This is a genomic window from Vagococcus zengguangii, assembly GCF_005145005.1.
In the GTDB taxonomy this organism is placed as follows: domain Bacteria; phylum Bacillota; class Bacilli; order Lactobacillales; family Vagococcaceae; genus Vagococcus_A; species Vagococcus_A zengguangii.
Window position 1 is genome coordinate 867,926 of the sequence record NZ_CP039712.1, and the last position, 26,767, is coordinate 894,692.

Below are 26,767 nucleotides of genomic sequence, written 5' to 3' on the forward strand. Positions count from 1 at the left end.
TTCAGTTAAAAAAGTTCTTAATTATTTACCAATCAAAAGGAGTTGAACCATTTGTTAACTTATCATCAAAATATGTCTATTCAAAGTCAAAATGCAATGCCTAATCGCAATTACTATGTACCTTATGCGTCACTAGAGCAAGCTAAAACGAGTACCCATAAATTTGATTCGAGTCGGGTAATGTCACTCGATGGAACATGGGATTTTACATATTTTGAGAATGAAAGACAGCTACCCGCTAACTTTTTCAGTCAAGTCTCATCAGATTTTAGCGGTTCAATTGAAGTTCCAAGTGTCTGGCAAAATGCCGGCTTTGATCATCATCAATATGTTAATGTCACGTTTCCAATTCCGTATGATCCGCCGTTTGTTCCGACAGATAATCCATGTGGTTTATATCACCGCACATTTGAATTAAATTGCGATGATAGCAACCGCTACTATTTGAATTTTGAAGGGGTCGATAGCTGTCACTATGTGTGGGTCAATGGCCAATGGGTGGGCTACAATCAAATTAGTCATAGTCAAAGTGAGTTTGATATTACAGATTATTGCCAATCAGGTACCAATCACTTAACGGTTTTAGTTTTTAAATGGTCGGATGGGACGTACTTTGAAGACCAAGATAAGTTTCGTTCGTCAGGTATTTTTAGATCGGTCTATTTAGTTGAAAGGCCCCAAGCGCACTTACAACAATTTCGGGTGAACACAACCATTGATCTTGAAAAAGTAAGAGGAGACTTAATCGTAACATTTGATGATGTAGCAAATACTTTGTCAAAAAAATATTGGTTGTACGATACAAGTGGTGAACTCGTTGCACATGAGGAAGATTTCGGTGGACAGTTGGCTGTGACCATTGAAAATTGTCAGTATTGGACAGCTGAAACGCCTAATTTGTATACCTTAATTATGGAAGTCAATGGTGAGTTCTTTAAGCAAAAAATTGGTTTTAGAGAACTGGCATGGCACGATCGTCAAGTGTATTTAAATGGCCAGTCAATCAAGTTGTTAGGGGTTAATTATCATGACAACGACCCTATAACAACCCGAGTGATGACGCCTGAATCATTAAAAAAAGATATGTTGATGATGAAAGCCATCAACATGAACACGATTCGAACTGCGCATTATCCAAAAATGCCTGAATTTTATGAATTAGCAGATGAACTAGGTTTTTATGTCGTCTCTGAAGCCGATTTAGAGTGTCATGGCATTGTTAATTTATATGGTAATAAAGCTAATTATAATTTAGTCGGTTCAGACGAAAGCTTCTTACCGGGCGTGTTAGAACGTATCGAACGTTCGGTAGTTAATAATATTAATTTCCCGTCCATTATTATGTGGTCAATGGAGAATGAATCCGGTTACGGCTTGAACTTCGAAATTGGTCAAGCACGTACGCGTGAACTTGATCCTACTCGTTTAATTCATAATGAACGAGCGATTGAACCGGATTCAACGCGTGACAATGATATGTCTAATCTAGATGTGATTAGTATGATGTATCCAGATTTACGTAATATTGAAAAAATGTGTCAAGATGAGTCATTGACGAAACCACTCTTTATGTGTGAATATGCACACGCCATGGGAAATGGTCCAGGTGAATTAAAAGACTACTTTGACTTAATTATGAAATATGATGGCTACCTAGGAGGTTGTGTTTGGGAGTGGGCAGATCATGCTGTGTCACAAACGCAAGCAGATGGTAGTGTTAAATACTTATATGGTGGCGATTTTAATGAAGAAGTGCACGATAATAATTTTTGTGTCGATGGTATGACGACTCCTGACCGTAAAATGACGGCTAAGTTAATCGCCTACCGTAATATTCATGCGCCATTACAATTAGTTTCGATTGATTTAGAAGCACAACAAGTTATTTTGAAAAATATTAATCGTTTTAAATCAGCCGATGCTTATCAAGCAAGCTTACGTCTGAAAGTCGATGGTGTCATAGTTAAAGAACAATCACTTGAACTTAGCGATTTTCCTGCTCATTCAGAAAAAACATTTTCTATAATGTCACTTGATTATGCATCAAGTCAGTTAGTGACCGTTGAGTTGGTTATTACCTATTTAGAGGAAAGACCAATTGAGGAACATAATGTTGTTGGTATTCAAGAGTTAATTATTCATGAACCAGAACGTGTCATTGAAGTTGAAAATAAAGATGAGGCAATAGAGGGATCATCTCTTAAAGTTAGTACAAGTGAGAATCAAGATACGTTAGTTATTTCAGGTGATGATTTTAGCTATACGTGGCAACATTCACGTGCAGGATTTAAGCAGTTAACGGTAGCTGGTCAAGACCGTTTAGTTTCAACGAGTCATTTTACCATTTGGCGAGCTCCAACAGATAACGACATGTACATTAAGCAACAGTGGCTAGGAGCGGGTTATGACCGAGCAACCTTAGCTTTACGACAGTCTCACGTGGAACAAACCGATGAAAGTGTGACCATTCAGAATCGATATGCCCTTGTGGTAGTAGGTAAACAGCCCGTTGCACAAATTGAATTGAACGTTACCATTCAATCAACAGGGGAAATTTTAATGGATGTTACTTTTGATAAAGATCCTGAATTTCCTGATTTACCAAAATTCGGTTTAAATTTACCATTAACGAAAGAGTTAGCTGATTTTGAGTACTTAGGTTACGGACCATACGATAATTATCGTGATAAAAAAGAAGCTTGTCAAATTGGCGTTTATCAGTCGACCCCGATGGAAGAATGGCATCATGAATATATTAAACCGCAAGAGTATGGCAACCATGGACATTGTGAGTGGCTACGAATTGGTCAGGATCATGGTTTCGAAATTAAGGGTGTCCCAAACTTCTCTTACTTAGTTCATAGCACGGAACAATTAACCCGTTGTGCCAATGACGCTGACTTAGTAGCAGAAGATGCGTATTATTTATCATTAGATTATCAACAAAACGGGATTGGGACCAATAGCTGTGGTCCGTACGTTCAAGAAAAAAATCGTTTTTCAGAAAACCATTTTAACTGGCAATTCAGTATTACCCCAATTATTTAATCGTTATGAGCGAGAAAAGGAGTTAATATGAAAACTATTTCTAAGAATTATGAAGAATACTACGCAACAGGGAAACAATATTTTTATCCCAGATCCCAATTAAAAGTGAATTTTAGAGGTCACTTTTTCCGTTTTGAACAACTGACGGACGCGATAAAGGAAGTACCAACTGTTATTGATGTGGTGGCAGAAGGTGAATTTGATTTGAAATTGCACCATCATTATAACCACGAGATTAAACATGATGGGTACAAATTAAAGGTCCTATCTAAAGATGAGGTAGTGATTGAAACAGGTAATATGCGTGGTTTCCAGTACGGCTTTGAAAGCTTTATGTCGTTATTAAAGGTAACTAAGCTCGGAATTTATTTGACGAAAGCTGAGATTAATCATACCCCTTCTTTTGAGATGCGAGGCATTATTGAAGGCTTCTATGGTATTCCGTGGACAAGTGACGACCGTTTAGATTTAATTGACTTTTTAGCGGCTAATAACATGAATACGTATATGTATGCACCAAAAGATGATGAATTACAACGTAAACGTTGGCGTGAGTTTTATCCAAATGAGAAATTAGCGGAATTTGAGACGTTGTTGACAAAAGCCAATGACAATCAAATCGATTTTTACTATATGATTAGCCCTGGCAATGATATTAACTATTTGGAAGAGTCAGAAGTAAAGGTTTTAACAGACAAATTACAACAGATGATTGATTTAGGAGTGAATCATTTTGGCTTATTACTTGATGATATTGACTATATATTAAAAGGTGATATTAAGAATCGTTTCCATTCAACGGCTCATGCGCATGCTTATTTAATTAATCAAGTCAACGATTACTTAGCTAGCAAGTTAGCAGCTTATGAATTGGTGATTTGTCCAACTGAATATGACAACCGTTTTGGTTCCCATTATTTAGAAGTTCTATCACAAGAAGTAGCGCCAACTATTCCATTTTTCTGGACAGGTCCAGATACATTAGCGGGTGCGATTACAACCGAAGAAATTGCTAGAATGGCGAAAGTTTATAACCGTCAAATGGTTATTTGGGATAATGTTCCAGTGAATGATTACCAAAATGATCATGAATTATTATTCTTGACGCCTTATGAAAATCGTTCGAAATTTTTAGCAAATGAGGAATTCCAAGTGCTAGGTATTGTTTCGAATCCGATGTGTCAGTGGCAAATGTCAAAAGTGATGGTAGGCACCATGGCGGAATTTTTATGGAACGCAGCCGGTTATGAACCAGCGCGCGCCGTAACGAATACTTTAACCGAGTTGTATGACGAAAGGGTACTGTCAGAAATGTTGACACTAGCGACTTACTTCCCAAATCGTTACATGCGTGGTTTTTACTCACAAGAACTTCTTGACGCGATTGTGGCTCAGGAATTTGAAACACTTGATCCGCAAGTGAGTGAATTAGCCGAAGTTTGCCAATCGTTAAAAGTTAAACTTGTAGATCATAAGAGTTATTCAGAATTAGCTCCTTGGTTAGACCGTGGAATTGAGGATGCATTAGTTTGGGAAAAAATTAAACATCATCCTGAAACGTTGGATGTTGAGAGCTACTTGAAGGAGACGAAATATCGCATTGGACAAGATATTCCACGTCAGTTTGTGAGATTGCACTTAAACAAATAAACTAGAAAAACAGTGCCTGATAGAGGTCTTGGCGTCAGTCAGGGCCTCTGTTTTTGGATAAAGTGATGGCATTATTAGAGGAATGGAGACAAAAGATGGAAAGAATAACACAGATTAAGCCAAGTAGTCGTCAATTGGGATGGCAAGTCATGGGGTTTTACGGCTTTATCCATTTTGGTTTGAATACATACACTAATCAAGAATGGGGAGATGGGACTGCATCACCAAGTTTATTTTTACCGGAGCAATTAGATTGTGTCGCTTGGGTGCAAACGATGAAAGCCGCTGGTATGAAAGGTGCTATCTTAACGTGTAAACATCATGATGGTTTTTGTTTATGGCCTAGTAAATTTACGGATTATTCAGTCGCAAGTTCCCCTTGGAAAAATGGTCAAGGAGATGTTGTTAGAAAATTTGCAGAAGCTTGTCATCAAGAAAATTTTAAGTTTGGCATTTATTTATCGCCGTGGGACCGAGCTGAGGCTAGTTATGGGACAGGTGAGGCTTACAATGATTATTTTGCCAACCAATTAACGGAATTATTAACGAATTATGGAGACGTTTTTGAAGTCTGGTTTGACGGTGCCAATGGGGAGTCAGAAGGTAAAGTGCAGCCCTATGACTGGGAAAGATATTACCAAATTATTAGAAAGCTTCAACCAGAAGCAGTCATTGCAGTGTGTGGACCAGATGTAAGATGGGTGGGGAATGAAGCGGGAACGGCTCGTGAAAACGAATGGAGCGTTGTCCCAATTGAACTGCGTGATGCTGAAAAAATTGCTGAACGCTCTCAAAAAGTTGACGATGGAAAGTTTGCAAAACAGATTGCTTCTACAGATGAAGATTTAGGTAGTCGCAAGGTATTAGCTAACTACCATGGTGAGCTAATTTGGTATCCAGCAGAGGTCAATACCTCGATTCGACCTGGTTGGTTTTACCACGAAGCAGAAGATGAATTAGTCAAGCCGGCCACGACATTATTTGAGATTTACCGTAAATCAGTAGGTGGGAATTGTACGTTTTTACTTAATATTCCGCCAAATCCATCCGGTCAAATAGCCACACGTGACGTTGAAACGTTAAAGGAGCTCGGACAATTGATTGAGCAATTCGATAAACCGTTGCCTGCTAATATTGAAAAGCAAGTCGTTTCTACCACCAATCATGAGTTATATAAAATTTCTTGTCCAACACCTCAGCGTCTCAATATGATTCTATTAGGAGAAGATATTAGTCGTAGTCAATTAGTTGAAGCGTTTGAAATAAGAGCAACTATCAACGGCCAACTTGTGTCAATTTATCAGGGAGAATCAATCGGTTACAAACGGATGGTTGAAATCGAACTGATAACAACCGATTACCTTGAAATTGAAGTGTTAGCAAGTCGAGCTCAACCAAAGATTGATAAAATTGCGCTGTATCTAATTGAAAAATAATTGATTAAAAAGGTAGGTGCATCTAATGATATACCAATTATTTTTAGCTATTTTTCAATTGTTGTAGATTGTTAGAGAGAATAGTTTTATACTATAAGTGATAAATGATATATCAAACGTTAAAGTAGTAGCTAGTCAGAGGTTTTGTAAAACGCAAAAATGAAAAGGTTTACAGTGTTTTTTAATTATTAACATGGGTTAATGGTTTAAAATAAATAATTTGAATTTAAAGGAGCAAAACAACATGGTAACAAGATATATTAGTGCGAATGCAAGTGAAATTAACAAAATGACCGCGGATGAGTTGCGAGAATCAATTAAAGCGTCAGCAGGACGTGTCATTTGTTCAGAAATTATTGGTGGTATGTCACCGATTATTGGGGATATTACGAATGCGGAAGTAGCGACGGCTTATGGAGCGGATTTGATTTTATTAAACGGGTTCGATTGTTTTGAACCATTTATGTTTGGGATGCCTAAAGGAACCGAACCTAAAGATCTTATTCGTAGACTACGTGAGTTAACCGGACGTTCTGTCGGGGTCAACTTGGAGCCAATTCCAGAAGGTGTCGCTATTATGGGTGAGAAGGTTGAAATCTCAAATGGGCGTCAATGTAATCCAGCCAGTTTACAGGCCGCGAGTGAACTAGGCTTTGATTTTATTTGCTTAACAGGTAATCCAGGAACGGGTGTAACCAACGAAGCGATTTTGAATGGTATCATCGAAGCTAAAAAACATTTTACTGGTTTAGTTATTGCTGGGAAAATGCATAATGCGGGTGTCGATGAACCAGTTGTTTCAATGGAAACAACTAAAGCCTTTGTTGAAGCTGGTGCGGATATTATTTTAATGCCAGCTGTCGGCACGATTCCAGGATTTTCAGAAGCTGAATTAGCTGAAGCAGTTAAATATGCACATGAGAATGATGCGTTAGTCATGTCAGCGATTGGTACGAGTCAAGAAAGTGCTGATTTAGAAACGATTCGCCGTATTGCATTAATGAATAAAATCGCAGGAGTTGATATTCAGCATATTGGGGATGGCGGTTATGTTGCGGGTGTGGCAACATTAGAAAATATATATGCAACATCTGTGGTCATTCGAGGTTTAAGACATACAATGAGTCGTATCTCACGTTCAGCACGTCGTTAATCTCATAAAGGAGTAAACATAATGGAAAGACCAAATATTTTATTTATTTTAACTGACCAACAACGCAAAGATACTTTGTCGGTTTATGGCGATTTACAATGTGAAACGCCTAATTTAGATCAATTAAGTCAAGAAGGGCATGTTTTTGAAAATGCTTATGCCACCTGTCCAATTTGTACGCCAGCTCGTGCGTCTTTACAAACGGGACTTTATCCAATGCATCACGGGATGATCACCAATTCGTATAATTATGGCAATATGATCCAAGAATTAGTCGATACACCGGAATTATTAAGTCGACAATTAGAAAAAGCCGGCTATCAAATTGGCTACACAGGCAAGTGGCATTTAGGTACAGGTGTTGAAAACGTAAAAAATGATGATTATATTCAATATTACATGAAAGATATCCATTTTGCTGAGCTAACACTAGGAAACGATTCTGTGCCGACGACTGTTGGTTATACAGGCGATGATTTCCCAGGTCATGGTTTTGGAGGACATCGCTACGAGCAGTTCCAACAGTATTTAAAAGAACGAGGATTAGAAAATAAAATAGAGCATATTCAAACCGGTTTTTACAACGGCCATCAAGCCGGTGTCGTGACTTCAGGTGTTGAAACAACGATTGAAAGCTTCTTAGTTGATCGTACTAAAACTATTTTGTCAGAATTCAAAGAACAAAACGAGCCTTGGTATTTCCAATTGAATTTTTGGGGTCCACACGAACCTTATTTTGTCCCTCAAGAATTTTTGGATAAATACGAAAATGTCTCACTAAAACCGTGGGAAAATTTAGTCGATGAGTCACCACTTAAACCACGGATTCATGACGTTAAACGTGGTAGTATGACCGAGTGGCAAGACTTGGAACCGATTGTGAAGCATTATTTTGCGGGTGTCAGTCATATTGACTATCAAATAGGACAATTAATTGCCTACTTAAAAGAACAGGATTTATATCACAACACCGTGATTATTTTTAGTTCTGACCACGGTGAGTCACTAGGAATCCATAACGGGCTATTTGATAAGGCGTTGTTTATGTATGAAGAGACCTGTAGCATTCCGTTGATCATTAAAGAGACCCAACCGCAACAATCAGGAATGATTAAAGAATTTGCGAACAGCTGTGATATTTATTCGACTATTTTAGACTATGCCGGCGTATCAAAAGAAAAGTATGAACGCGATGGTAAATCATTAAAAAGTTTAATCGATAAAACGGCGATTGATTGGCCAGATACGGTTGTGACCGAATGTTCAGGAGTCGGAAGTGTCTTATTTTCACAACGTATGATTCGTAAAGGACCGTGGAAATATGTCTTCAATTGTGGCGATACAGATGAATTGTATCATTTGGAGGATGATCCGTATGAACTAGAAAATTTAATTCAAACGGAAAGTTATCAAGAGCAAGTGAAACTTATGCGAGCAGAGCTTCATCATTGGATGAGCGAACATCGTGATAATTTAATTTTTGAATTCGAAAAATATTTATAAACAATTACGAGAAAGTGATAGTGAAAAAATCAACGGAGGTTAAGACAGAATGAAACAGATTGCAGTTCTAGTGAAGCCAGCATCAAGTTTATGCAATATCAAATGTAAATACTGTTTTTATGCTGATGTCAGTTCACATCGCGAAGTAAAATCTTACGACAACATGACGTCTTCAACCTCAGAAAAAATGATTGAAAATATCTTTGTTGATTTAGACGATGGCGATACATTGAATTTAGCCTTCCAAGGTGGAGAACCTACCTTGGCGGGGTTAAATTATTTTCGAGAAATTGTATCGCTTGTCCAGCAACAAACAAAAAAGGTGACCGTTAATTATTCCATTCAAACGAATGGGACGATTATTAATCGTAAATGGTGTGAATTTTTCAAAGAACATGATTTTTTAGTAGGATTATCGATTGATGGCCATCCTCTTTATCATGATTTGAATCGGGTTGATACGAAAGGACGCGGGACATTTCACAAAGTCATGCGAACAAAAAAGATGTTTGATGAGTATAAAATTCCTTATAATATCCTTTGTGTTTTGACGAACCCACTCGCTAAAGAAGCAAAAAAAGTGTATCAATTTTTGCAAAAACATCAAATTGAGTATGTTCAGTTTATTCCTTGCTTGGATGAGTTTGGAGCGGATAAACGAAGTAGCTATGCGTTAACTCCAGAACGTTACGCGCAGTTTTATCGTCAACTTTATACCATGTGGTTGACAGAATTAAAACAAGGAACGTACCGTAGTGTAAAACTTTTTGATGATTTGCTGAATTTATTAGTCGCAAAACGGGCAACCGCGTGTGGGATATTAGGTAAATGTCAAATTCAGTATGTGATTGAAGCGGATGGTAGTGTTTACCCGTGTGATTTTTATGTTCTAGATGAGTACCGCTTAGGCTATATTCAAGAACAAAGTTTGCGGGAATTGTTTGAACAACCTGTGGCTTATCAATTTGTTTGTGAGAAGCCAGAACTTACGCAGATGTGTCAAACATGCCCTTTTATCAACGTATGTCAAGGTGGCTGTAAACGCATGAAAGAAGCGATGTATGTGAATAAGAAAGGAGATTTTTGTGGCAATCAACAAGTGCTGAAGATGTTTCTTCCGAATATTGAAGAGATGGTGGATTTGGTTAATGCACACGTCACATTTTCTTAAAGGAGATTTTTATTAACTAAAAAAAGATAACCCTAAAGGAGGTGTGCCCCTGTGCTAGCAGCTTTTTACAATATTAACCGAAAAATTACACGTGACGAGTTAGAATCACAGTGTAAGCAAAACAAGCGCCAATTGCACCGTAGTATTTGGCAAAACGAATCGTTCACGTGCTACATGGTCCTGAGAAATGATCAATCAACTTCTATGATGATTAATTTAGCACCACAAGATACAGCAGGATTTAGCCTATCTTATTTAGTCGCTCAACCTAACTTAGCGGGCCTTGGTAGAGGGCAAACGGAAGGCGTTATTGATTCTAATATTCCTAAAGAAATCGTTTATGATTATTTGAAACCACAAACGAGCGTCATAATGGAAGTGGACGAGATTAAATTGATAGCCTGTCAAGTAACACACAAAAAAGCGGTGACGGAACAAGCGACCATTCCTTTAGTGGATGACTTGAAACTGCAAGTAACGGTTCAAAATAAGTCTATTAACGAATTGACTAACGATTTGTTTAGTTTAGAATTATGGCAGTATCCACATTCGGTCGCCCAATATTACGGTATCGAGCGAGCGGATTATTTCAAATATGAACACGAAATGTTAGTCAAACAAAGCTTAACTGCTTATCAGCAAGCCGCTGGTGACGTGATGATTGCAGGCATTGTTGAAGAACCATGGCATCATCAGACGTATGCAGATTATCCTAGTTTAGTGAAATGGTTCTGTCAAGATGATCAGTTTACGTTTGATTTTGCTGATTTTATGACCTATTTGAAATGGAATTTAGACATCGGAATCAAAGGCAAGATTAAAGTTTTTTCACCGTTGCCATGGAATAATCAAATTGCTTATTATAACGAAAAGCAAGAGCTTATCACCGAAATTTTAGAAGTTGGGAGTACGAGATGGTACCGGATTTGGGGGAGTTTTGTTGAGGCGTTAGTTGACTGTATACAACGACATGAGATTGAGCAAGAGGTGTATCTTGCTATCGACGAACGTGAACTAAAGGATGTCCTTCATGTCATTGCATTGCTAGAACCATTCCGACCGTTATTGAAATTATCTGCTGCGATTGATGTGAATATGGTTGGCGATGAACGTCTTGATCAAATCGATGATATTTCGATTTCTCAAAGTCATAGTACGAATCGTTCATTAGTAACAGCTTTTATTAAAGAACGTTCAGCTAAAGGATTAACGACTACTTTATACAATTGTACGGGGCATTTTCCAAGTCTTTTCTCACGTAGTTGGAATGCTGAAGGCCATTATATTTTATGGTATTTTTGCTCGCTGGGCGCGGATGGTTTCTTAAGATGGGCACTAGATGCATGGACCGAGCGACCATTAGTGGATAGTTCATATTGGTATTGGGAGTCAGGAGACTGTTTCCTTGTTTATCCACATGAAGGAAATCCATCAGCAAGCGCTTCGGTCTATCCAACATTTAGATGGCAAGTATTGAATGAGACGATTATAGCAATTAAAAAATATCGTTATTTGTTAAAAAATGATCCGAAAAAAGTCGAAGCTATCACGCAATTCATTAATCAATTGGAACTGCCGTTAGGACAACCTAATGAATACGGGGCGATGGAAGCAAGTGATGAAGCACAACTTGAAGAGCTTTTTGAGGTAACTAAACGAATTCATGAGGTCTGTAAGAGAGTATTAAATTAGTAAAATAATTTTAAGAAATAAAGTAAAAGATCTCGGTCTTTTACTTTATTTTTTTGTCTAAATAACCACTAACTATAATTTGTTCCTCTTTTTCTATAATTTGTTCCTATCAATCCTTTTATGAAAACGTTATTATGTTGTTGAAAGGAGTTAGTGATATGACGAAAGCTAATATAAATAAGAAAAAGAAAAAAGGGTTCCTATATAATATTAAGGAATACCGTGCATTAATTTTGATGGCGCTTCCGGGTGCAATTTGGTTTATATTCTTCTTTTATATTCCAGTATTTGCCAATGTGGTAGCCTTTAAAGACTTCCATATTTCGCCAGATGGTTTTATTCAAAGTTTAAAAGAAAGCGCTTGGGTTGGATTTGATAATTTCAAATTCTTGTTTGCCTCAAATGATGCTTGGTTAATCACAAGAAATACCTTAGCCTACAATATTGTGTTCTTAGCGATGAACTTATTGTTTGCGATTACATTTGCTATTATAATGAGTGAATTACGAAATAAAAAAGCGGTAAAAGTTTATCATACGATGTCTTTATTACCTTATTTCTTGTCATGGGTAGTTATTTCCTATTTTGTATACGCCTTCTTAAGTCCTGATAAAGGAATTTTAAACCAATGGATTACGGGTAATGGTGGGACGGCTATCAACTGGTATGCCGATCCAAAATGGTGGCCACTAATCTTTGTGGTTATGAATGTGTGGAAGAGTTTAGGTTATAACAGTATTATCTACTATGCTTCAGTCATGGGAATTGACCCAACTTACTATGAAGCAGCTATGGTCGATGGTGCAAACAAGTGGCAACAAATTAAAAACATTACGATTCCACAAATTTTACCAATGATGTCTGTCTTATTAATTTTAAATATCGGTGGGATTTTCAGAGCGGACTTTGGGATGTTCTATAATGTACCACGAAATTCAGGTGCTTTGTATGAAGTGACAGCGGTATTAGATACTTATATCTATAATGGTTTAACTGCCACATCAGATATCGGCATGACAGCAGCTGCAGGTCTTTATCAATCAGCAGTCGGAGCATGTTTATTATTACTAGCTAACTTAATTGTTAGAAAACTTGATCCAGATTCATCATTATTCTAAGGAGGGAACTTGATTGAAAAAAGAAAAAATAAGTAGCGTCAATGTTCGCTCGTTTAATACAACTGCTAATACGATTTTTAATATTGTGATTGCACTATTCGCTATTTCATGTGTGATTCCATTTATCTTTGTTATCATTATTTCTTTAACTTCGGAAAATTCTTTAGCTAGTAATGGTTATAGTTTCTTCCCTAAGGAAATCTCAACAAGTGCCTACACCTATTTATTCTCAGGGACTATGAGTACCAAAATTTTAAGAGCTTTAGGTGTTACAGTCTTTGTTACTGTTTTTGGTACGATTGTCAATGCCACGTTAACGTCTTTATATGCGTATGTTATTTCAAGATCCAACTTTCCGTACAAAAAATTCTTTACGGTTTTCGCATTAATTACGATGCTATTTACGCCAGGGATGGTTGCGAACTATTTAGTGATGACAAACTTATTACATTTAAAAGATACAATTTGGGCGCTGATTTTACCGTCAGCTTTAGGTCCATTTAACATCTTAGTAATGCGTACGTTCTTCATCAAAACAATTCCAGATAGTATTATTGAATCAGCCAAAATTGATGGAGCAACAGAGCTTAAAATTTTCAGAAGTATTGTCTTACCATTAGCGGTACCAGGGATTGCGACTATTAGTTTATTCGCAGCGTTAGGATATTGGAATGACTGGTTTAACGCGTTGCTGTATGTACAAAATGATAATTTAGTGCCATTACAATATCTATTAATTAAAATTCAAAATAACTTAGAATATTTATCATCTAACAGTGGCATGTCTGCTCAGTTAGAAGGAGGGTTAGCTGCTTTACCGAGTGAATCAGCTCGTATGGCGATTGTTGTGATTTCGACGTTACCAATTGTATTAACTTACCCATTCTTCCAAAAATATTTTGTGGGTGGTTTAACTATTGGTGGCGTAAAAGAATAGAAAAAATAATAGGGGGAACTTTTTATGAAAAAATGGAAAAAAGTCTTAGCCGCATCATCATTGGTCGCTCTTGGATTAGGGGCAACCGCCTGTGGTTCGGAAAAAGCAACCAGTAAAGAATCTGATTCAAGCACTACTTTATTGATGTATCAAGTAGGGGATAAACCAGATAATTATGATCAATTAATGGAAATTGCTAACAAACGCATTAAAGACAAGATCGGTGTAACGGTAGACTTACAATACATTGGTTGGGGCGACTGGGATAACAAGATGAGCACCATCATCGCTTCAGGTGAGAACTATGACTTAGGATTTGCTTCAAATTTTGTAGCGAACGCTCAAAAAGGGGCCTATGCTGACTTAACAGAATTAGCACCTAAATATGCAAAAGAAGTTTATGATTCATTAGACGAAGCATACATTAAAGGAAATACGATTGAGGGCAAATTATATGCTATTCCAGTTAATGCTAATATTTATTCTCAACAAATGTTAACATTCAACAAACAATATTTAGATAAATATGATATTAATATTGACGACATTAATTCTTACCAAGATGCTGAAGCAGCGTTGAAAAAATTTAAAGAAAATGAACCAAATGTTGTAGCGTTTGGTATCGGTCAAAGCTTTAATGCTTCAGCAAACTTTGATTACCCACTAGGTAAAGATTATCCATTTGCGATTAAATTAGATGGCAAATCGACACAAATTATTAACCAATATGAAGATAAAGACATGTTAGCGACTTTAAATACGATGCATGATTGGTACGAAAAAGGTTACATTCCAGCGGATGCTGCGACAAGTAACACAGCATATCCATTAGAAGGTAACACATGGTTCATGCGTGAAGAAACACAAGGGCCAATGGATTACGGTGATACTATTTTAACAAATGCAGCGGGTCAAGAATTAGTGTCTCGTGCGATTACTAAACCAGTTAAAACAACGCAACAAGCTCAAATGGCTAACTTTACAGTTGCCAATGTTTCTAAAAACAAAGAAAAAGCCGTTGAATTCTTAGGTTTATTAAATAGTGATCCTGAATTATTAAACGGTTTAGTATGGGGTGTTGAAGGCGAAGCTTGGGAAAAAGTTGGCGATAACAAAATTAAATTGTTAGATGGCTACCAACCTAACATGCACATGGCCGCTTGGAATACAGGTAACAACTTAATCTTATACACTCAAGATACGATTACTGACGAAATGATCAAAGAGCGAGATGAAAAAATTGCAAACGCTGAAAGCTCTCCAATCTTAGGATTTAACTTCAAAACAGATAACGTAAAAACAGAAGTGACTAATATCATTAATATTATGAACCGTTATAAAGCTAGTTTAAATACTGGTACGGTAGATCCTAACGAAACAATTCCTAAATTAGTCAATGAATTAGATAAAGCTGGTTGGGATAAAGTTAGAGATGAAATTCAATCACAATATGATGAGTTTTTAAAAGCAAACTAGCGAGTTAAGCAAAAGGCTGTGGCAAACTGTCACAGCCCTTTTGTTATATAACGATAATTTATTAATGAAACGTTTTTTATAATACTGAGATTTTATGTGTTATAATGAAGTGTTGAAATTTTTATAAGGAGTAGGAAATATGATAAGTAATGGGATTTATTTAGTGTTAAACGATGTCTGGGGGCTAGTGAAATTAAATTTTATGTTCTTAGCGTTTAGCTTGTTGGGTGGCGTTGTTTTAGGTGTTGGGCCAGCTATGTTAATGGTCAATGACTTGATTTTAGAATATCGCTTGCAGTCTCAACAAATTACTTGGCGTGAAGGATTCGAACGGTGGAAAGCAAACTTTATTAGAGGAAATCAAATATTTTATTTATACGTTTTAATTAGTGCAGTACTCATTTATAATTTGTACATTTGTGTTCAAATTAAAGGATTAGCTTGGTTGATTTTATCATTTCTTTTGTTATTTTTTACTTTTATGATTGGGATGGTTTTCTTATACATGATTAATATTAATAGTTCGTTTGAAATTAGTATAGTGAATCTTTTTAAACTTTCATTTGCAACGGTCTTTTTAAATTTAGGGACTTTCATAAAATTAATCACGATGATTGGATTAGTGCTTTTCTTAAGTTGGAAAATGAAAGGCCTATTATTGTTTATGACTTTTTCAGGCCTGCTTTTCTTGACGACATTAGTAATTAAAAAACAAGTAGCGCACGTTCGCCTACAATTAATTGGTCATGAATAAGTTGAAACGTTTAATAAAAAAAGATTTGCTGTTTACGCAATTGATGCAAATATACAGTTTAGTGATAGTGGGTGTCATCGTCTTGATATCCCTATCTTTTTCGCTGTTTATTGGTATTAGTTACTATCGTGATATAGAGAATCACGCGAATCAAAGTATTGATGTTTATAAAAATACTATCGCACAAAAGAAAGAAATCGTGAGTAATGTTTTGTATGAGTTAACCTCTAATCCAGATGAGTTCATCTCTCTAAGAAAATATTTAATAGAAGACCCCAGTGATTATTTTTATTTCACATGGGATTTTTACGAAGAGACAGGAAGAGACATCTATGTTCCAAACAAATTAACGACCATCATGAACAGTTATTTAGAAATTGAGTCATTAGATATTTATTTAGATGATTTAGACTATTTTTTACATGTGGATCGCAGCAATAAATTAGGGATTCGTCAAGCAACTGATTCATCAACTAATCAGCCGTTTAGTTTTGTTCGTGCTATCAATGAGCAGGGAACATCAAATACAATCGGGCTCGTGAACATCAGTTTTAGTAAGGATTTATTTGTTAAAGAAGGGTATCATCAGTTCCCAAAAAGCCAAGATAGTGTTGTAGTGACATCGACAGGAGAAGTTTTATTTTCGGAAGGTGACAATCTAAATAGGAAAGAAAAAAATAGAATCGCCCAAACAATGGGAGCTGGAAAGGAGATTCCTGCTGATATTCAACGTGATTATTTTATTTTTAAATCAGAAAAGTTTGAAGGCGATCAAATTATTATTTTAAGTCACAGGTGGCAATATATTACTTCAGTTACAAAGAAAGTGTTATTGATTATCGCATTTGCCAGCTTTGTGACGTTTGTGTTGCTTTATTTTTTAAGAAAAACGTTTAGTAATTATTCTAAGCAAGTGGCAAAAATTGTTGAAACAACGAAACAAATTAGCTTGGGTAATTTTGATTATGAAATTAATGAAGATGAAGTTCAACAAGAACTAAAGGATATCTCGACAGCGATGAATCAAATGATGGGTGATGTTAAAACCTATATACATGATTTATACGTACTTGAAATAAAACGAAAAGATGCTCATATGAATGCCTTACAAGCTCAAATTAATCCCCACTTCATGTCTAATACATTGGAATATATCCGTATGTATGCCTTAAGCCAAGGCCAAGTCGAACTTTCAGAAGTCGTATATGCTTTTTCAGCTTTATTAAGAAACAATGTCACGATTGAGAACACAACAACTCTTGAAAAAGAAATCGATTTTTGTGAGAAGTACGTGTATCTCTATCAGATGAGATTTCCAGATCAATTTGCTTATAAATTTGAGATAGAAGAGCAACTCAAGCAAGTAGAAATCCCGAAATTTATTATTCAACCGATTATTGAAAATTATTTTATTTATGGTATCGACTATGAAAGGGTTGAAAATGCTTTAAGTGTTAGAGCTTATACAAAAAAAAATAAGATTAAAATTGATATTAGGGACAATGGAAAAGGGGTTTGCCTACAAAAATTAGATCAATTACGTGAAAGTTTAAAGCAAACACAAACGAATGAAACAACGTCAATTGGCTTAGTGAATGTCAATGAACGCTTGTATCATTATTTTGGTGGCAAGTATGTTATGACGATAGACTCCAGAGAAAATGAATACTTTCATGTTACGATCATGATTGATAGGGAGGAGTAGGAACATGGATTTGTTTAAAGTAGTATTAGTTGATGATGAATATATGATACTTAAAGGTTTGGAGTATATTGTCGATTGGAAATCCCTTGGCTATGAAATTATTCATACAACCAAAAGTGCTAAAGATGCCATTCGTTTTTTTGGAGAACATGAGGTAGATTTGTTAATTAGTGATGTTACAATGCCTGAAATGAGTGGTTTAGAAATGATTGAGACCATAATCAACCAGAACACACACCAAAAGTTCAAAACTTTAATTCTTTCAGGATATAAAGAATTTGAATTTGTTAAAAAAAGTCTACATTTAGGAGTTAAAAATTATTTAGTCAAACCGATTGATAAAGCCGAACTGGAAAAAAATCTTTTAGAAATTCACGCGGAGTTGGAAGCAGCAAAAAATGAAGCCGCACAAGAGACGGTCATGAAAAATAATTTATTGCTTAACTGGCTCCATGATGAATTGAATGAAGATGAGTTTAATTCATTGTTTCGCTATTTTCCAAATAGTATAGAAGGTCCCTATACGCCGATTGAATTTTATGGTGAGACTGATTTTTTAATAGAATTAGTTACTTTTTTTAATGCTCAACCAGGTATGATGGTGATTGATAAATATGTGGCTACCAATAAATTAACAGTGATTATTTCGCAAGATACGCTGGGCTTAAAACATTTATTAAGTCAAATTGAAGCGATGTTAGAACATATGGACTATCATGTGATTGTAGGAGAAACTATTGACGATTGGGAATCGATGTATGTTAGTTATCAAAAAATCTTACAGTATCAAAAAATTGAAACCTTCTATCCCGAATTGAGTCTATCCCGACCATTAAAAATTGTTTCACAATTAGTTGAAGGAGAGACCATTAATTATGTCGGCTTTAATAAGGCATTGAATATAGGGAATACGACTAACCTATTAGCCGAACTAGACCATATATTTAAACAACTTGAGCAAAATCAAGTGAATCCAGAACAAGCTAAGTCAATCGCATTGCTATTGTATACTGATATTTATCGGGTCTATCCTAATATTAATCAGGAAGATTATCACGAACAAGTAGCGACCATTCGTAAAAGCCAAACGATTACCGAAATTCAACAAGTGCTCTCGCAAATTTTGATTAATAACGAATCCAAAGTCAAACAAAAAAATCGCTACTCTGACATTATTAATCAAGCTATTGACTATATTAATCAACACTATGCATCAGAATTAACACTTAAACTAGTATCCAATGAATTACACATTAACACGGTTTACTTTGGACAGCTATTCAAAAAAGAGACCGATATGAGTTTCAATCAGTTCTTAAACCGTATTCGCATAAAATTAGCCATGCAACAACTAAGTGAAACAAGTGCTACAATCAATGAAATCGCTGAACAAGTAGGTTATAATAATACCAATTACTTTTCAAAAATGTTCAAAAAATTAAATGGTTTATCACCCAAAGAGTATCGTGATTCTTTGGGATAGTTAGCCAATATCAAAAAAGATAGCCGGCATAGAATACTGTGTCGGCTATCTTTTTTATGTTAAGCATCTTTTGATAAGCTAAATGGTAATTCTGCTGGTGTATAGTTTTTGGCGTTTGGTACAATCCCAAGTTGGAAATTAATGGTCATACCTTCTAACACGTCTTCATGTTTTAAGAATGTGTTTGGATAAACTTCGCCATTAACTTTTGTTTCATGAATAAATTGTTGCTGCGGATAATTCGGAGAACTTTCAATTGTTAAGGTTTCACCGTTTGATAAGCTCACGGATACACGATCAAATAATGGCATGCCAATCACGTATTCTCCGCTACCAGGACAAACGGGATAGAAACCTAAACTGTTGAAAATATACCAGCCTGCCATACTACCATTATCCTCATCACCAGGGAAGCCAGTTGGTGATGCGTTGAAACATTCAGTTAACAAGTTTTTCAATAATGGTTGAGCCATTTCTGGTTTGCCTAAGTAACTAAATAAATAAGGTAAATGGAAACTTGGTTGATTTGAGATCGCGATTTGTCCGAACTCAATCGCTAACATTTCGCTCATCTCATGAATTTCAAAACCGTAACCTAACGGATTTGCGGTTGGCTTTTGATTACATAGCTCAATCAATTGTTGGGTAAAGGCTTCTTGACCACGTATGTTAATTAAGCCATCAAAATCATGGAAGACTGCAAAACTTGATTGCCATGCACTGCCTTCTGCATAATCACGTCCCCAAGCATTTTTATCAAAAGGTTTTCTGAACTGACCCTCAGTATTTTTAGAACGCATGAAACCTGTTTCTGAATCATAAATATTTTGATAATTTTTCGCTTGGTTAGCATAATAGCTCACATCGTCTGGTCGTCCTAAGCGTTCCGCGACTTTTGAAATACAAAAATCGCTGTAGCAATAATCGAGTGTATGATTGACGGATTCGTGATAGGTATTTGGAACATAACCGTATTTCAAATAATCATAAGTTCCAGAACGTCCGTAATTGGTGTTTTCACTTTGAATAGTCGCTGATTTTTTCATCGCTTCAAGCAATTCAGGCATTAAATCAGGACGGATGTTTTTAGTAGCAGCATCCGCAATTACTGCGTCGATTAATGTCCCAGGCATTAAGCCACGTTCATCTGGTGATAACCACTTTGGTAAAAAGCCGCTATTACGGTAGCTATTCAAGAAGCCCTCTAACATTTCTTCATATTTTTCAACTGCAATCAGTGAATAAAGTGGGTAGACTGTTTTGTAGGTGTCCCAAAAACCGTTATTTGTATAAAGTACACCTTTTTTGACTGTCTTAGATAACGTATCATAGTGTACTTTTTCACCTTCAGCATTGATTTCATAAAATGTTTGTGGGAATAAGAACGTACGATACAAGTTATGGTAGAACGTATTCACTTGGTCTTGATTGTGATGTTCAACGTTAATTTTATTTAAATAATGGTCCCATTCAGATTGAGCATTGTGAAGTCGCTCTTCAAACGTCAAGTTTTTTTCACGTTCGAAGTTCAAAATCGCTTGTTCAGTCGAGATGAAAGAAGTGCCTAAACGAACGGTTTGGGTTGGGGCTTCTTCAAAACGGATGATGACAAAGCCGTCTTTACCATCAAGCTCACCTTCGACTTTTCTGATAGGTGTTTCAAATTCCAAGATAAAATAGAACGTGAAATTTTCATCTTCACAGCCTGAGTAATTGATAATTTCTCCGACTACACTTAATTGGTCACGTTGTGTTAAGCGATAGTTACCTGGTAAGGATAAAGCTAAGCCTGCATTACCTGATAAATTGCTTAATTGAAGCATAGCGCCGTATAGACTAGGCACTAATTTTGAACGAATATGGTAACGAAGGCTAGTAATATCTAGTTGTGCCGGATTGAATAAGCTTTCGCTTGGTCGGTAAGAAGATTGTGCATGGAAAAGAGAATTTCCAGCTAATTCACCTTGAATCGGTAACATAGTGAAGTAGCTAAAATCACCCATCCAAGGACTAGGTTGATGTGTTAAACGGAAACCTTGAAATGTTCGATCATTAGGATTGAACCACCGGCTTCCTTTTTCACTTGTTGTTTGAGGGGCAAAAAAATTCAGGCCAAAGGGAACGCCTGTATAAGGTAAACAGTTACCATTAGAAAATGAATATTGATTATCAGTGCCGTGTCTTGTATCGATGGTGTTTATTCTCATGATATAACTCCTTTGTTAAAAATAGTTTAATTGATATATCAAATTTATTATATCATAACTTTCTTGTTTAGGAAGGCGTTTACAATAAAAAGTAAAAAAACCATCAAAAAAATTGATGGTCGTTTGTTAGTCAATTACAGTTTTTTGTCACGCTTGAACTTTCTCTTTCAATTAATTGCACGTCGACTAATTGATGCATATTTTCAATCGGTTCATCGGCAAGCAAGCGAATAATTTTTTTTCCAGCCAGTTCACCTATTTCTTTAAAGTTCTGAGCAACCGTTGTTAGTGTAGGTGAGAGTAGTGAGGCGGCTTGAATATTATCAAATCCGATAACCGCAACTTCTTCTGGAATCAGATAATTCGCGGCTTTTAATTGATTAATGAGTTTAATCGCCACTAAATCATTTTCACAAAGCACCGCTGTTAATTGATTTTTTTTAATATAATTTAAGGCATGGTTCAGATGGCTTTCCTCACTATTATAGGGGGTATGGTAGCCGATTTGATGCTCATTGATAGCATCAAGGTAACCTAGGTAACGTTCTTTTACTGTGTTTGGTGGTGTGTGTGACTCAATGATATAGCCAATCTTAGTATGGCCTTTTTCAATTAAGTAAGATGCGGATAAGTGCCCACCTTTAAAGTTATTAGATGAAACAGAAGGTAAGTTTAAATTGTAAATTGGCTGATCAAGTACAACTACAGGGAAATTGGCTTGTTGAAGCGAGTATAATAGTGATAAGTGACTATCATTTTTATCAGCATAATAAACTAATCCAATATAGTCATTCATGACTTCGGTCGCTGTTTTTTCGTCTAAAAACTCGGATGGAATCATTAATAATTCGTAGTCGCTTTCTTGAATAATCGGTGAAATACCTTCATAAAAATTTCCAACCGATAAATCATGGGCAAATGGGATAGCAAATAATATTTTGTTGCTTGGTGATAAGCGATTCGTAGTCGCTTGTTCAGCTACGAAACTACCGCGTCCTTGCTTACGATAAATTAATTGCTCGCTTTCAAGTTCAGTTAATGCACGCTTGGACGTGATGCGACTCACGCCATATATATCTGAAAGTTCGTATTCAGTTGGTAGTTGTTCATGCACCTTTAATTCACCAGCTAGAATCTTATTTTTTAACTCTTCATAAATAATTTGGTATAAAGGTTTCGTCATATTGTCCTCCTCTTAGTATATCAATTAAAGTGTAGCATAACTCAAAATAATTGCAAAGTTTCGAAATAATCATAGACATATATGTTATATCAAGTTATAATAAGTTTATAAAATGATATATCAAAGGAGCGAGATAAATGGTTTATAAAGAAATTCCTCAATCAGTACAAGCGTTTATGGATGAAATTACAGAAAAATGCGGCGTGGAGCATGCCGATTGGGCAACAAATTTTAATGCAGCATTCGCGAATACGTTATTAACTACCGTTAAACGTCATGAAGATGGGACGACTTATTTATTAACAGGCGATATTCCGGCAATGTGGTTAAGAGACTCAGTGGCTCAAGTTAGACCTTACTTAGTTATCGCTAAAGAAGATAAAGAATTAGCAGAAATGATCAGTGGTTTAGTTAAAAAACAATTTTTCTATATTAATATAGACCCTTATGCAAACGCATTCAACGAAGAGCCGAATGGTGCAGGTCACCAAGACGACCATACTGAAATGAATGACTGGATTTGGGAAAGAAAATATGAAATTGATTCATTATGTTATCCTGTTCAACTAGCTTACTTATTACATAAGAACACAGGTTTAACGGATCAATTCAATGAGGACTTTGTAGCAGGCGTGAAGAAGATTTTACACGTCTTTAAGGTGGAACAAGATCATAATCAATCACCGTATAATTTTGTACGTGATACTTGGAGAATTGAAGATACGTTAGTTAATGATGGTAGAGGATCAGAAGTTAAACCGACGGGTATGACTTGGTCAGGTTTCCGTCCAAGCGATGATCGTTGTATTTATGGTTATTTAGTACCTTCTAATATGTTTGCGGTAGTTGTTTTAGATTACATTCAAGAAATTTTCTCTTCTATATTAAATGACGCTTCAATTATTGAAGAAGCTCGTCAATTACGTGATGAAATTGAAGCAGGTATCCAAGCCTATGCTAAAACAACTAATGAAGCCGGAAAAGAAGTTTACGCTTACGAGGTAGATGGTTTAGGTAATGCCAGCATCATGGATGACAGTAATGTACCGAACTTAATTTCAGCTCCTTACTTAGGTTATATGTCTGAAACAGATGAAACATATTTAAACACGCGTGCAACTTTATTAAGTAAAGAAAACCCATTCTTCTATGAAGGCGAGTTTGCTAAAGGTATCGGTAGTTCGCATACACCTGAAAATTATGTGTGGCCAATCGCTTTAGCAATGGAAGGGATGACGACTTCTGATAAAGCTGAGAAAGAGCGTATCCTGAATTTATTAGTCGCTTGCGATGGTGGAACGAACTTAATGCATGAAGGTTTTGACGTTAATGATCCAAATCAATATACAAGAGAATGGTTCTCATGGGCCAATATGATGTTCTGTGAATTAGTGATGGACTATTTTGATATTCGAGTAGAAAAATAAAGCGAGGAATTAATTAATTATGAAAAAGAAAGTATATATTGTGTCACATAGTCACTGGGATCGTGAATGGTACATGCCTTATGAGCAACACCATATGCGCTTAGTGGAATTGATGGATGATTTACTAGAATTATTTGAAACAGACCCGGAATTCAATAGTTTCCATTTAGATGGTCAAACCATTATCTTAGATGATTATTTAGAAGTGCGTCCTGAAAAACGAGCAGCGGTGCAAAAAGCCATCGATGAAGGGAAACTTCAAATTGGGCCATTCTATATTTTACAAGATGATTTCTTAATTAGTTCGGAATCTAATACTCGTAATATGTTGATTGGCATGAAAGAAAGTAAAAAATGGGGCACACCGGTTGCATTAGGTTACTTCCCAGATACATTCGGTAATATGGGGCAAACACCACAGATGATGCTACAAGCTGGTTTAAAGAGTGCAGCCTTTGGACGTGGTGTAAAGCCAATCGGATTTGATAACGAAGTTTTAGCAGACGATAACTATACCTCTCAGTATTCTGAGATGTTCTGGGAAGGTCCAGACGGTAGTAAGATTTTTGGTTTATTATTTGCTAATTGGTACAGTAACGGGAACGAAATTCCAACAGAACGTGAAGCAGCAATTAAATTCTGGAATCAAAAATTACAAGATGTTGAGAAATATGGTGCCACAAATCATTACTTGATGATGAATGGAGTCGATCATCAACCTGTTCAAAAAGATGTGACACAAGCAATTCGTTTAGCCAATGAATTGTTCCCAGAGTACGAATTTGTTCATTCTAACTTTACTGATTATCTTGAGGCGGTTCAAAATGACTTGCCAGAAGATTTAGGAACAGTTAACGGGGAACTAACAAGTCAAGAAACAGACGGCTGGTATACACTAGCTAATACGTCATCAGCTCGTGTGTATTTAAAACAATGGAATACCAAAGTTTCTAGACAGTTAGAAAATATCGCCGAACCTTTAGCGACAATGGCTTACGACGTAACAGGTGAATATCCGCATGATGAACTTGATTTTGCATGGAAAACGTTGATGCAAAATCATCCCCATGATAGTATTTGTGGTTGTTCAGTCGATGAAGTCCATCGCGAGATGATGACACGTTTTGAAAAAGCTAATGAAGTCGGCAAATTTATTGCGGATAAGGCACTGGATCAACTGACGAGTCAAATTAAAACCGATGATTTCCAAGCTGAGAGTTATCCATTTGTGGTCTTTAATACAGCGGGTATTAATAAAACTGGCACAGTTGAGGTCGAGATTGAACTAAAACGTAAAACGTTCCATGAAGGCGTACCTGGCAAGTTATTTAAAGAGCTAGAAGAAGAAACAACACCAACTTTCCACGTTGTTAACGCTGAAGGCGAAGTAGTCAATGCTGTTGTTGGAGAACCAAACGTCCGTTTTAACTACGATCTACCTAAAGATGCTTTCCGTATTCCGTTTATGGCAAAATACGTAACGGTTACAATTGAAGTGGCTGATTTAGATGAGTTTTCATGGCAAAGTTATGCATTGGTCGAAGGTGAACCAGCAGTGATTAACTCAGAGTTAAATGCGACAAATGCAAGCTTAGAAAATGAATTTACAAAAATTGAGATTTTAGAAAATGGTAGTTTAAGCGTCTTGAATAAAGAAACAGGTAAGCAATTAGAGAATTTATTAGTTTTCGAAAATGTTGGAGATATTGCGAATGAATATATCTTTAAACAACCTAAAGGAGATGTTGCGTTACTTTCAACTGATTTCCCTTATGAAACAGCACTAATTGAAAATAATGGTTTATCAGCAACGATTCGTTTAACACATAAAATGGAAATCCCTGCTTCAGCGGATGAACTATTAAGCTATGAACAACAAGCAGTTATTGATTTCCGTAACCGTAATGCTAGTCGTTCAAATGTATTAGTACCATTTACGATTACAACAGATATTACATTAGAGCGTTTAGCAAAACACGTTGAATTTTCTACAAAAGTGAATAACAATGCGCAGGACCATCGTCTACGTGTCTTATTCCCAACGCAATTAAACGTTGAAACACATGAAGCTGATAGTATTTATGAAGTGGTAACGAGACCTAATAAGGTTTCTAAACATTGGGAAAATCCAACTAATCCACAACATCAACACGCATTCGTTAACTTACATGATGACAATTATAGTGTAACGGTTGGTAACTTTGGTTTAAATGAATATGAAATTGTCGACGATACTATTGCGGTGACGTTATTAAGAGCAGTAGGTGAACTAGGTGACTGGGGTTACTTCCCGACACCTGAAGCGCAATGTCAAGGTGACTTTGAATTTGAGTACAGTCTTGATTTGCATGCTCCGACTGAGCGTGTCCTATCATATAAAGCTGCTCAAGCGAGACAATATGCATTAATTGCGAAACAAACAAAAGTGGTAGCTGGAAGTTTACCAACTAACCATCAATATGTAGCGGTAACGGGTGATAATTTTGCGATAACGGCTTTAAAACGCCGTCAAGGTGACGATGCTTTAGTTCTAAGAGGTTATAATATGACCGAAGAAGCAACTGACTTAGCAATTGCTAAAGAAGGGATTTCTAAAACAGAGTTATTGAACCTGCTTGAAGAAGCGCAAGGCGAATGTCCGGATAAATTATCAGGACATGAAATTAGAACGATTGGTTTGATAAAATAATAAAGATTGTCATCATCAGGGAGCTAAGTTTGAAACTTGCTCCTTGATGTTTTTTTTAGAAAAACAAAAAAATATAGGTCAAAAGATCTAATTTAGTTTATAATAAATAAAAAGGCTTTCATTTTGAATTAAATG

The 26,767-nt window shown here is 36.2% G+C and carries 17 protein-coding genes; 15 read left to right on the forward strand and 2 right to left on the reverse strand.

Features of this window, described 5'->3' with window-relative positions:
- Nucleotides 1-51 precede the first annotated feature (51 nt).
- The 13 genes from FA707_RS04115 (at nucleotide 52) to FA707_RS04175 (ending at nucleotide 19,126) form a co-directional block, all read left to right on the forward strand.
- Nucleotides 52-3,048: a glycoside hydrolase family 2 TIM barrel-domain containing protein gene (locus FA707_RS04115; protein WP_136953032.1), complete on the forward strand. Its 2,997-nt coding sequence runs from the start codon at nucleotides 52-54 to the stop codon at nucleotides 3,046-3,048.
- Between the two features lie 27 nt (nucleotides 3,049-3,075).
- Nucleotides 3,076-4,698, forward strand: a complete 1,623-nt coding sequence (locus FA707_RS04120) for a protein O-GlcNAcase (RefSeq protein WP_136953033.1) — start codon at nucleotides 3,076-3,078, stop codon at nucleotides 4,696-4,698.
- Between the two features lie 95 nt (nucleotides 4,699-4,793).
- Entirely contained in the window at nucleotides 4,794-6,134 is a 1,341-nt protein-coding gene (locus tag FA707_RS04125; protein ID WP_246032347.1) for an alpha-L-fucosidase, read from the forward strand.
- A 244-nt stretch (nucleotides 6,135-6,378) separates the two neighbouring features.
- Entirely contained in the window at nucleotides 6,379-7,287 is a 909-nt protein-coding gene (locus tag FA707_RS04130; protein WP_136953034.1) for a DUF7916 family protein, read from the forward strand.
- A gap of 21 nt (nucleotides 7,288-7,308) precedes the next feature.
- Nucleotides 7,309-8,790 carry a sulfatase family protein gene (locus FA707_RS04135; RefSeq protein ID WP_136953035.1) on the forward strand — a complete coding sequence of 494 codons (1,482 nt, stop codon included), beginning with the start codon at nucleotides 7,309-7,311 and terminating at the stop codon, nucleotides 8,788-8,790.
- Between the two features lie 49 nt (nucleotides 8,791-8,839).
- Entirely contained in the window at nucleotides 8,840-9,961 is a 1,122-nt protein-coding gene (locus tag FA707_RS04140; RefSeq protein ID WP_136953036.1) for an anaerobic sulfatase maturase, read from the forward strand.
- Between the two features lie 51 nt (nucleotides 9,962-10,012).
- Complete coding sequence (locus tag FA707_RS04145) at nucleotides 10,013-11,653, forward strand: glycoside hydrolase domain-containing protein (protein ID WP_136953037.1); 1,641 nt, start codon at nucleotides 10,013-10,015, stop codon at nucleotides 11,651-11,653.
- A gap of 158 nt (nucleotides 11,654-11,811) precedes the next feature.
- Complete coding sequence (locus tag FA707_RS04150) at nucleotides 11,812-12,771, forward strand: ABC transporter permease (protein ID WP_136953038.1); 960 nt, start codon at nucleotides 11,812-11,814, stop codon at nucleotides 12,769-12,771.
- Between the two features lie 13 nt (nucleotides 12,772-12,784).
- Entirely contained in the window at nucleotides 12,785-13,708 is a 924-nt protein-coding gene (locus FA707_RS04155) for a carbohydrate ABC transporter permease (protein ID WP_136953039.1), read from the forward strand.
- A 24-nt stretch (nucleotides 13,709-13,732) separates the two neighbouring features.
- Entirely contained in the window at nucleotides 13,733-15,184 is a 1,452-nt protein-coding gene (locus tag FA707_RS04160) for an ABC transporter substrate-binding protein (RefSeq protein ID WP_136953040.1), read from the forward strand.
- Nucleotides 15,185-15,323: 139 nt separating this feature from the next.
- On the forward strand, nucleotides 15,324-15,938 hold the full coding sequence (locus tag FA707_RS04165; RefSeq protein ID WP_136953041.1) for a YesL family protein: 615 nt from the start codon (nucleotides 15,324-15,326) through the stop codon (nucleotides 15,936-15,938).
- Between the two features lies 1 nt (nucleotide 15,939).
- Nucleotides 15,940-17,643: a sensor histidine kinase gene (locus FA707_RS04170; RefSeq protein WP_168177339.1), complete on the forward strand. Its 1,704-nt coding sequence runs from the start codon at nucleotides 15,940-15,942 to the stop codon at nucleotides 17,641-17,643.
- A 4-nt stretch (nucleotides 17,644-17,647) separates the two neighbouring features.
- Complete coding sequence (locus FA707_RS04175) at nucleotides 17,648-19,126, forward strand: response regulator transcription factor (RefSeq protein ID WP_136953043.1); 1,479 nt, start codon at nucleotides 17,648-17,650, stop codon at nucleotides 19,124-19,126.
- Nucleotides 19,127-19,185: 59 nt separating this feature from the next.
- Here FA707_RS04175 and FA707_RS04180 read toward each other — a convergent pair whose 3' ends face one another.
- Complete coding sequence (locus FA707_RS04180) at nucleotides 19,186-21,333, reverse strand: GH92 family glycosyl hydrolase (RefSeq protein ID WP_136953044.1); 2,148 nt, start codon at nucleotides 21,331-21,333, stop codon at nucleotides 19,186-19,188.
- Between the two features lie 130 nt (nucleotides 21,334-21,463).
- On the reverse strand, nucleotides 21,464-22,516 hold the full coding sequence (locus tag FA707_RS04185) for a GntR family transcriptional regulator (protein ID WP_136953045.1): 1,053 nt from the start codon (nucleotides 22,514-22,516) through the stop codon (nucleotides 21,464-21,466).
- 137 nt (nucleotides 22,517-22,653) lie between these two features.
- Between FA707_RS04185 and FA707_RS04190 the strand changes: the two genes are divergently transcribed.
- Together FA707_RS04190 and FA707_RS04195 are read left to right on the forward strand one after the other, a co-directional pair.
- Nucleotides 22,654-23,943: a glycoside hydrolase family 125 protein gene (locus FA707_RS04190; protein WP_136953046.1), complete on the forward strand. Its 1,290-nt coding sequence runs from the start codon at nucleotides 22,654-22,656 to the stop codon at nucleotides 23,941-23,943.
- A gap of 19 nt (nucleotides 23,944-23,962) precedes the next feature.
- Entirely contained in the window at nucleotides 23,963-26,632 is a 2,670-nt protein-coding gene (locus FA707_RS04195) for an alpha-mannosidase (protein ID WP_136953047.1), read from the forward strand.
- Nucleotides 26,633-26,767 lie beyond the last annotated feature (135 nt).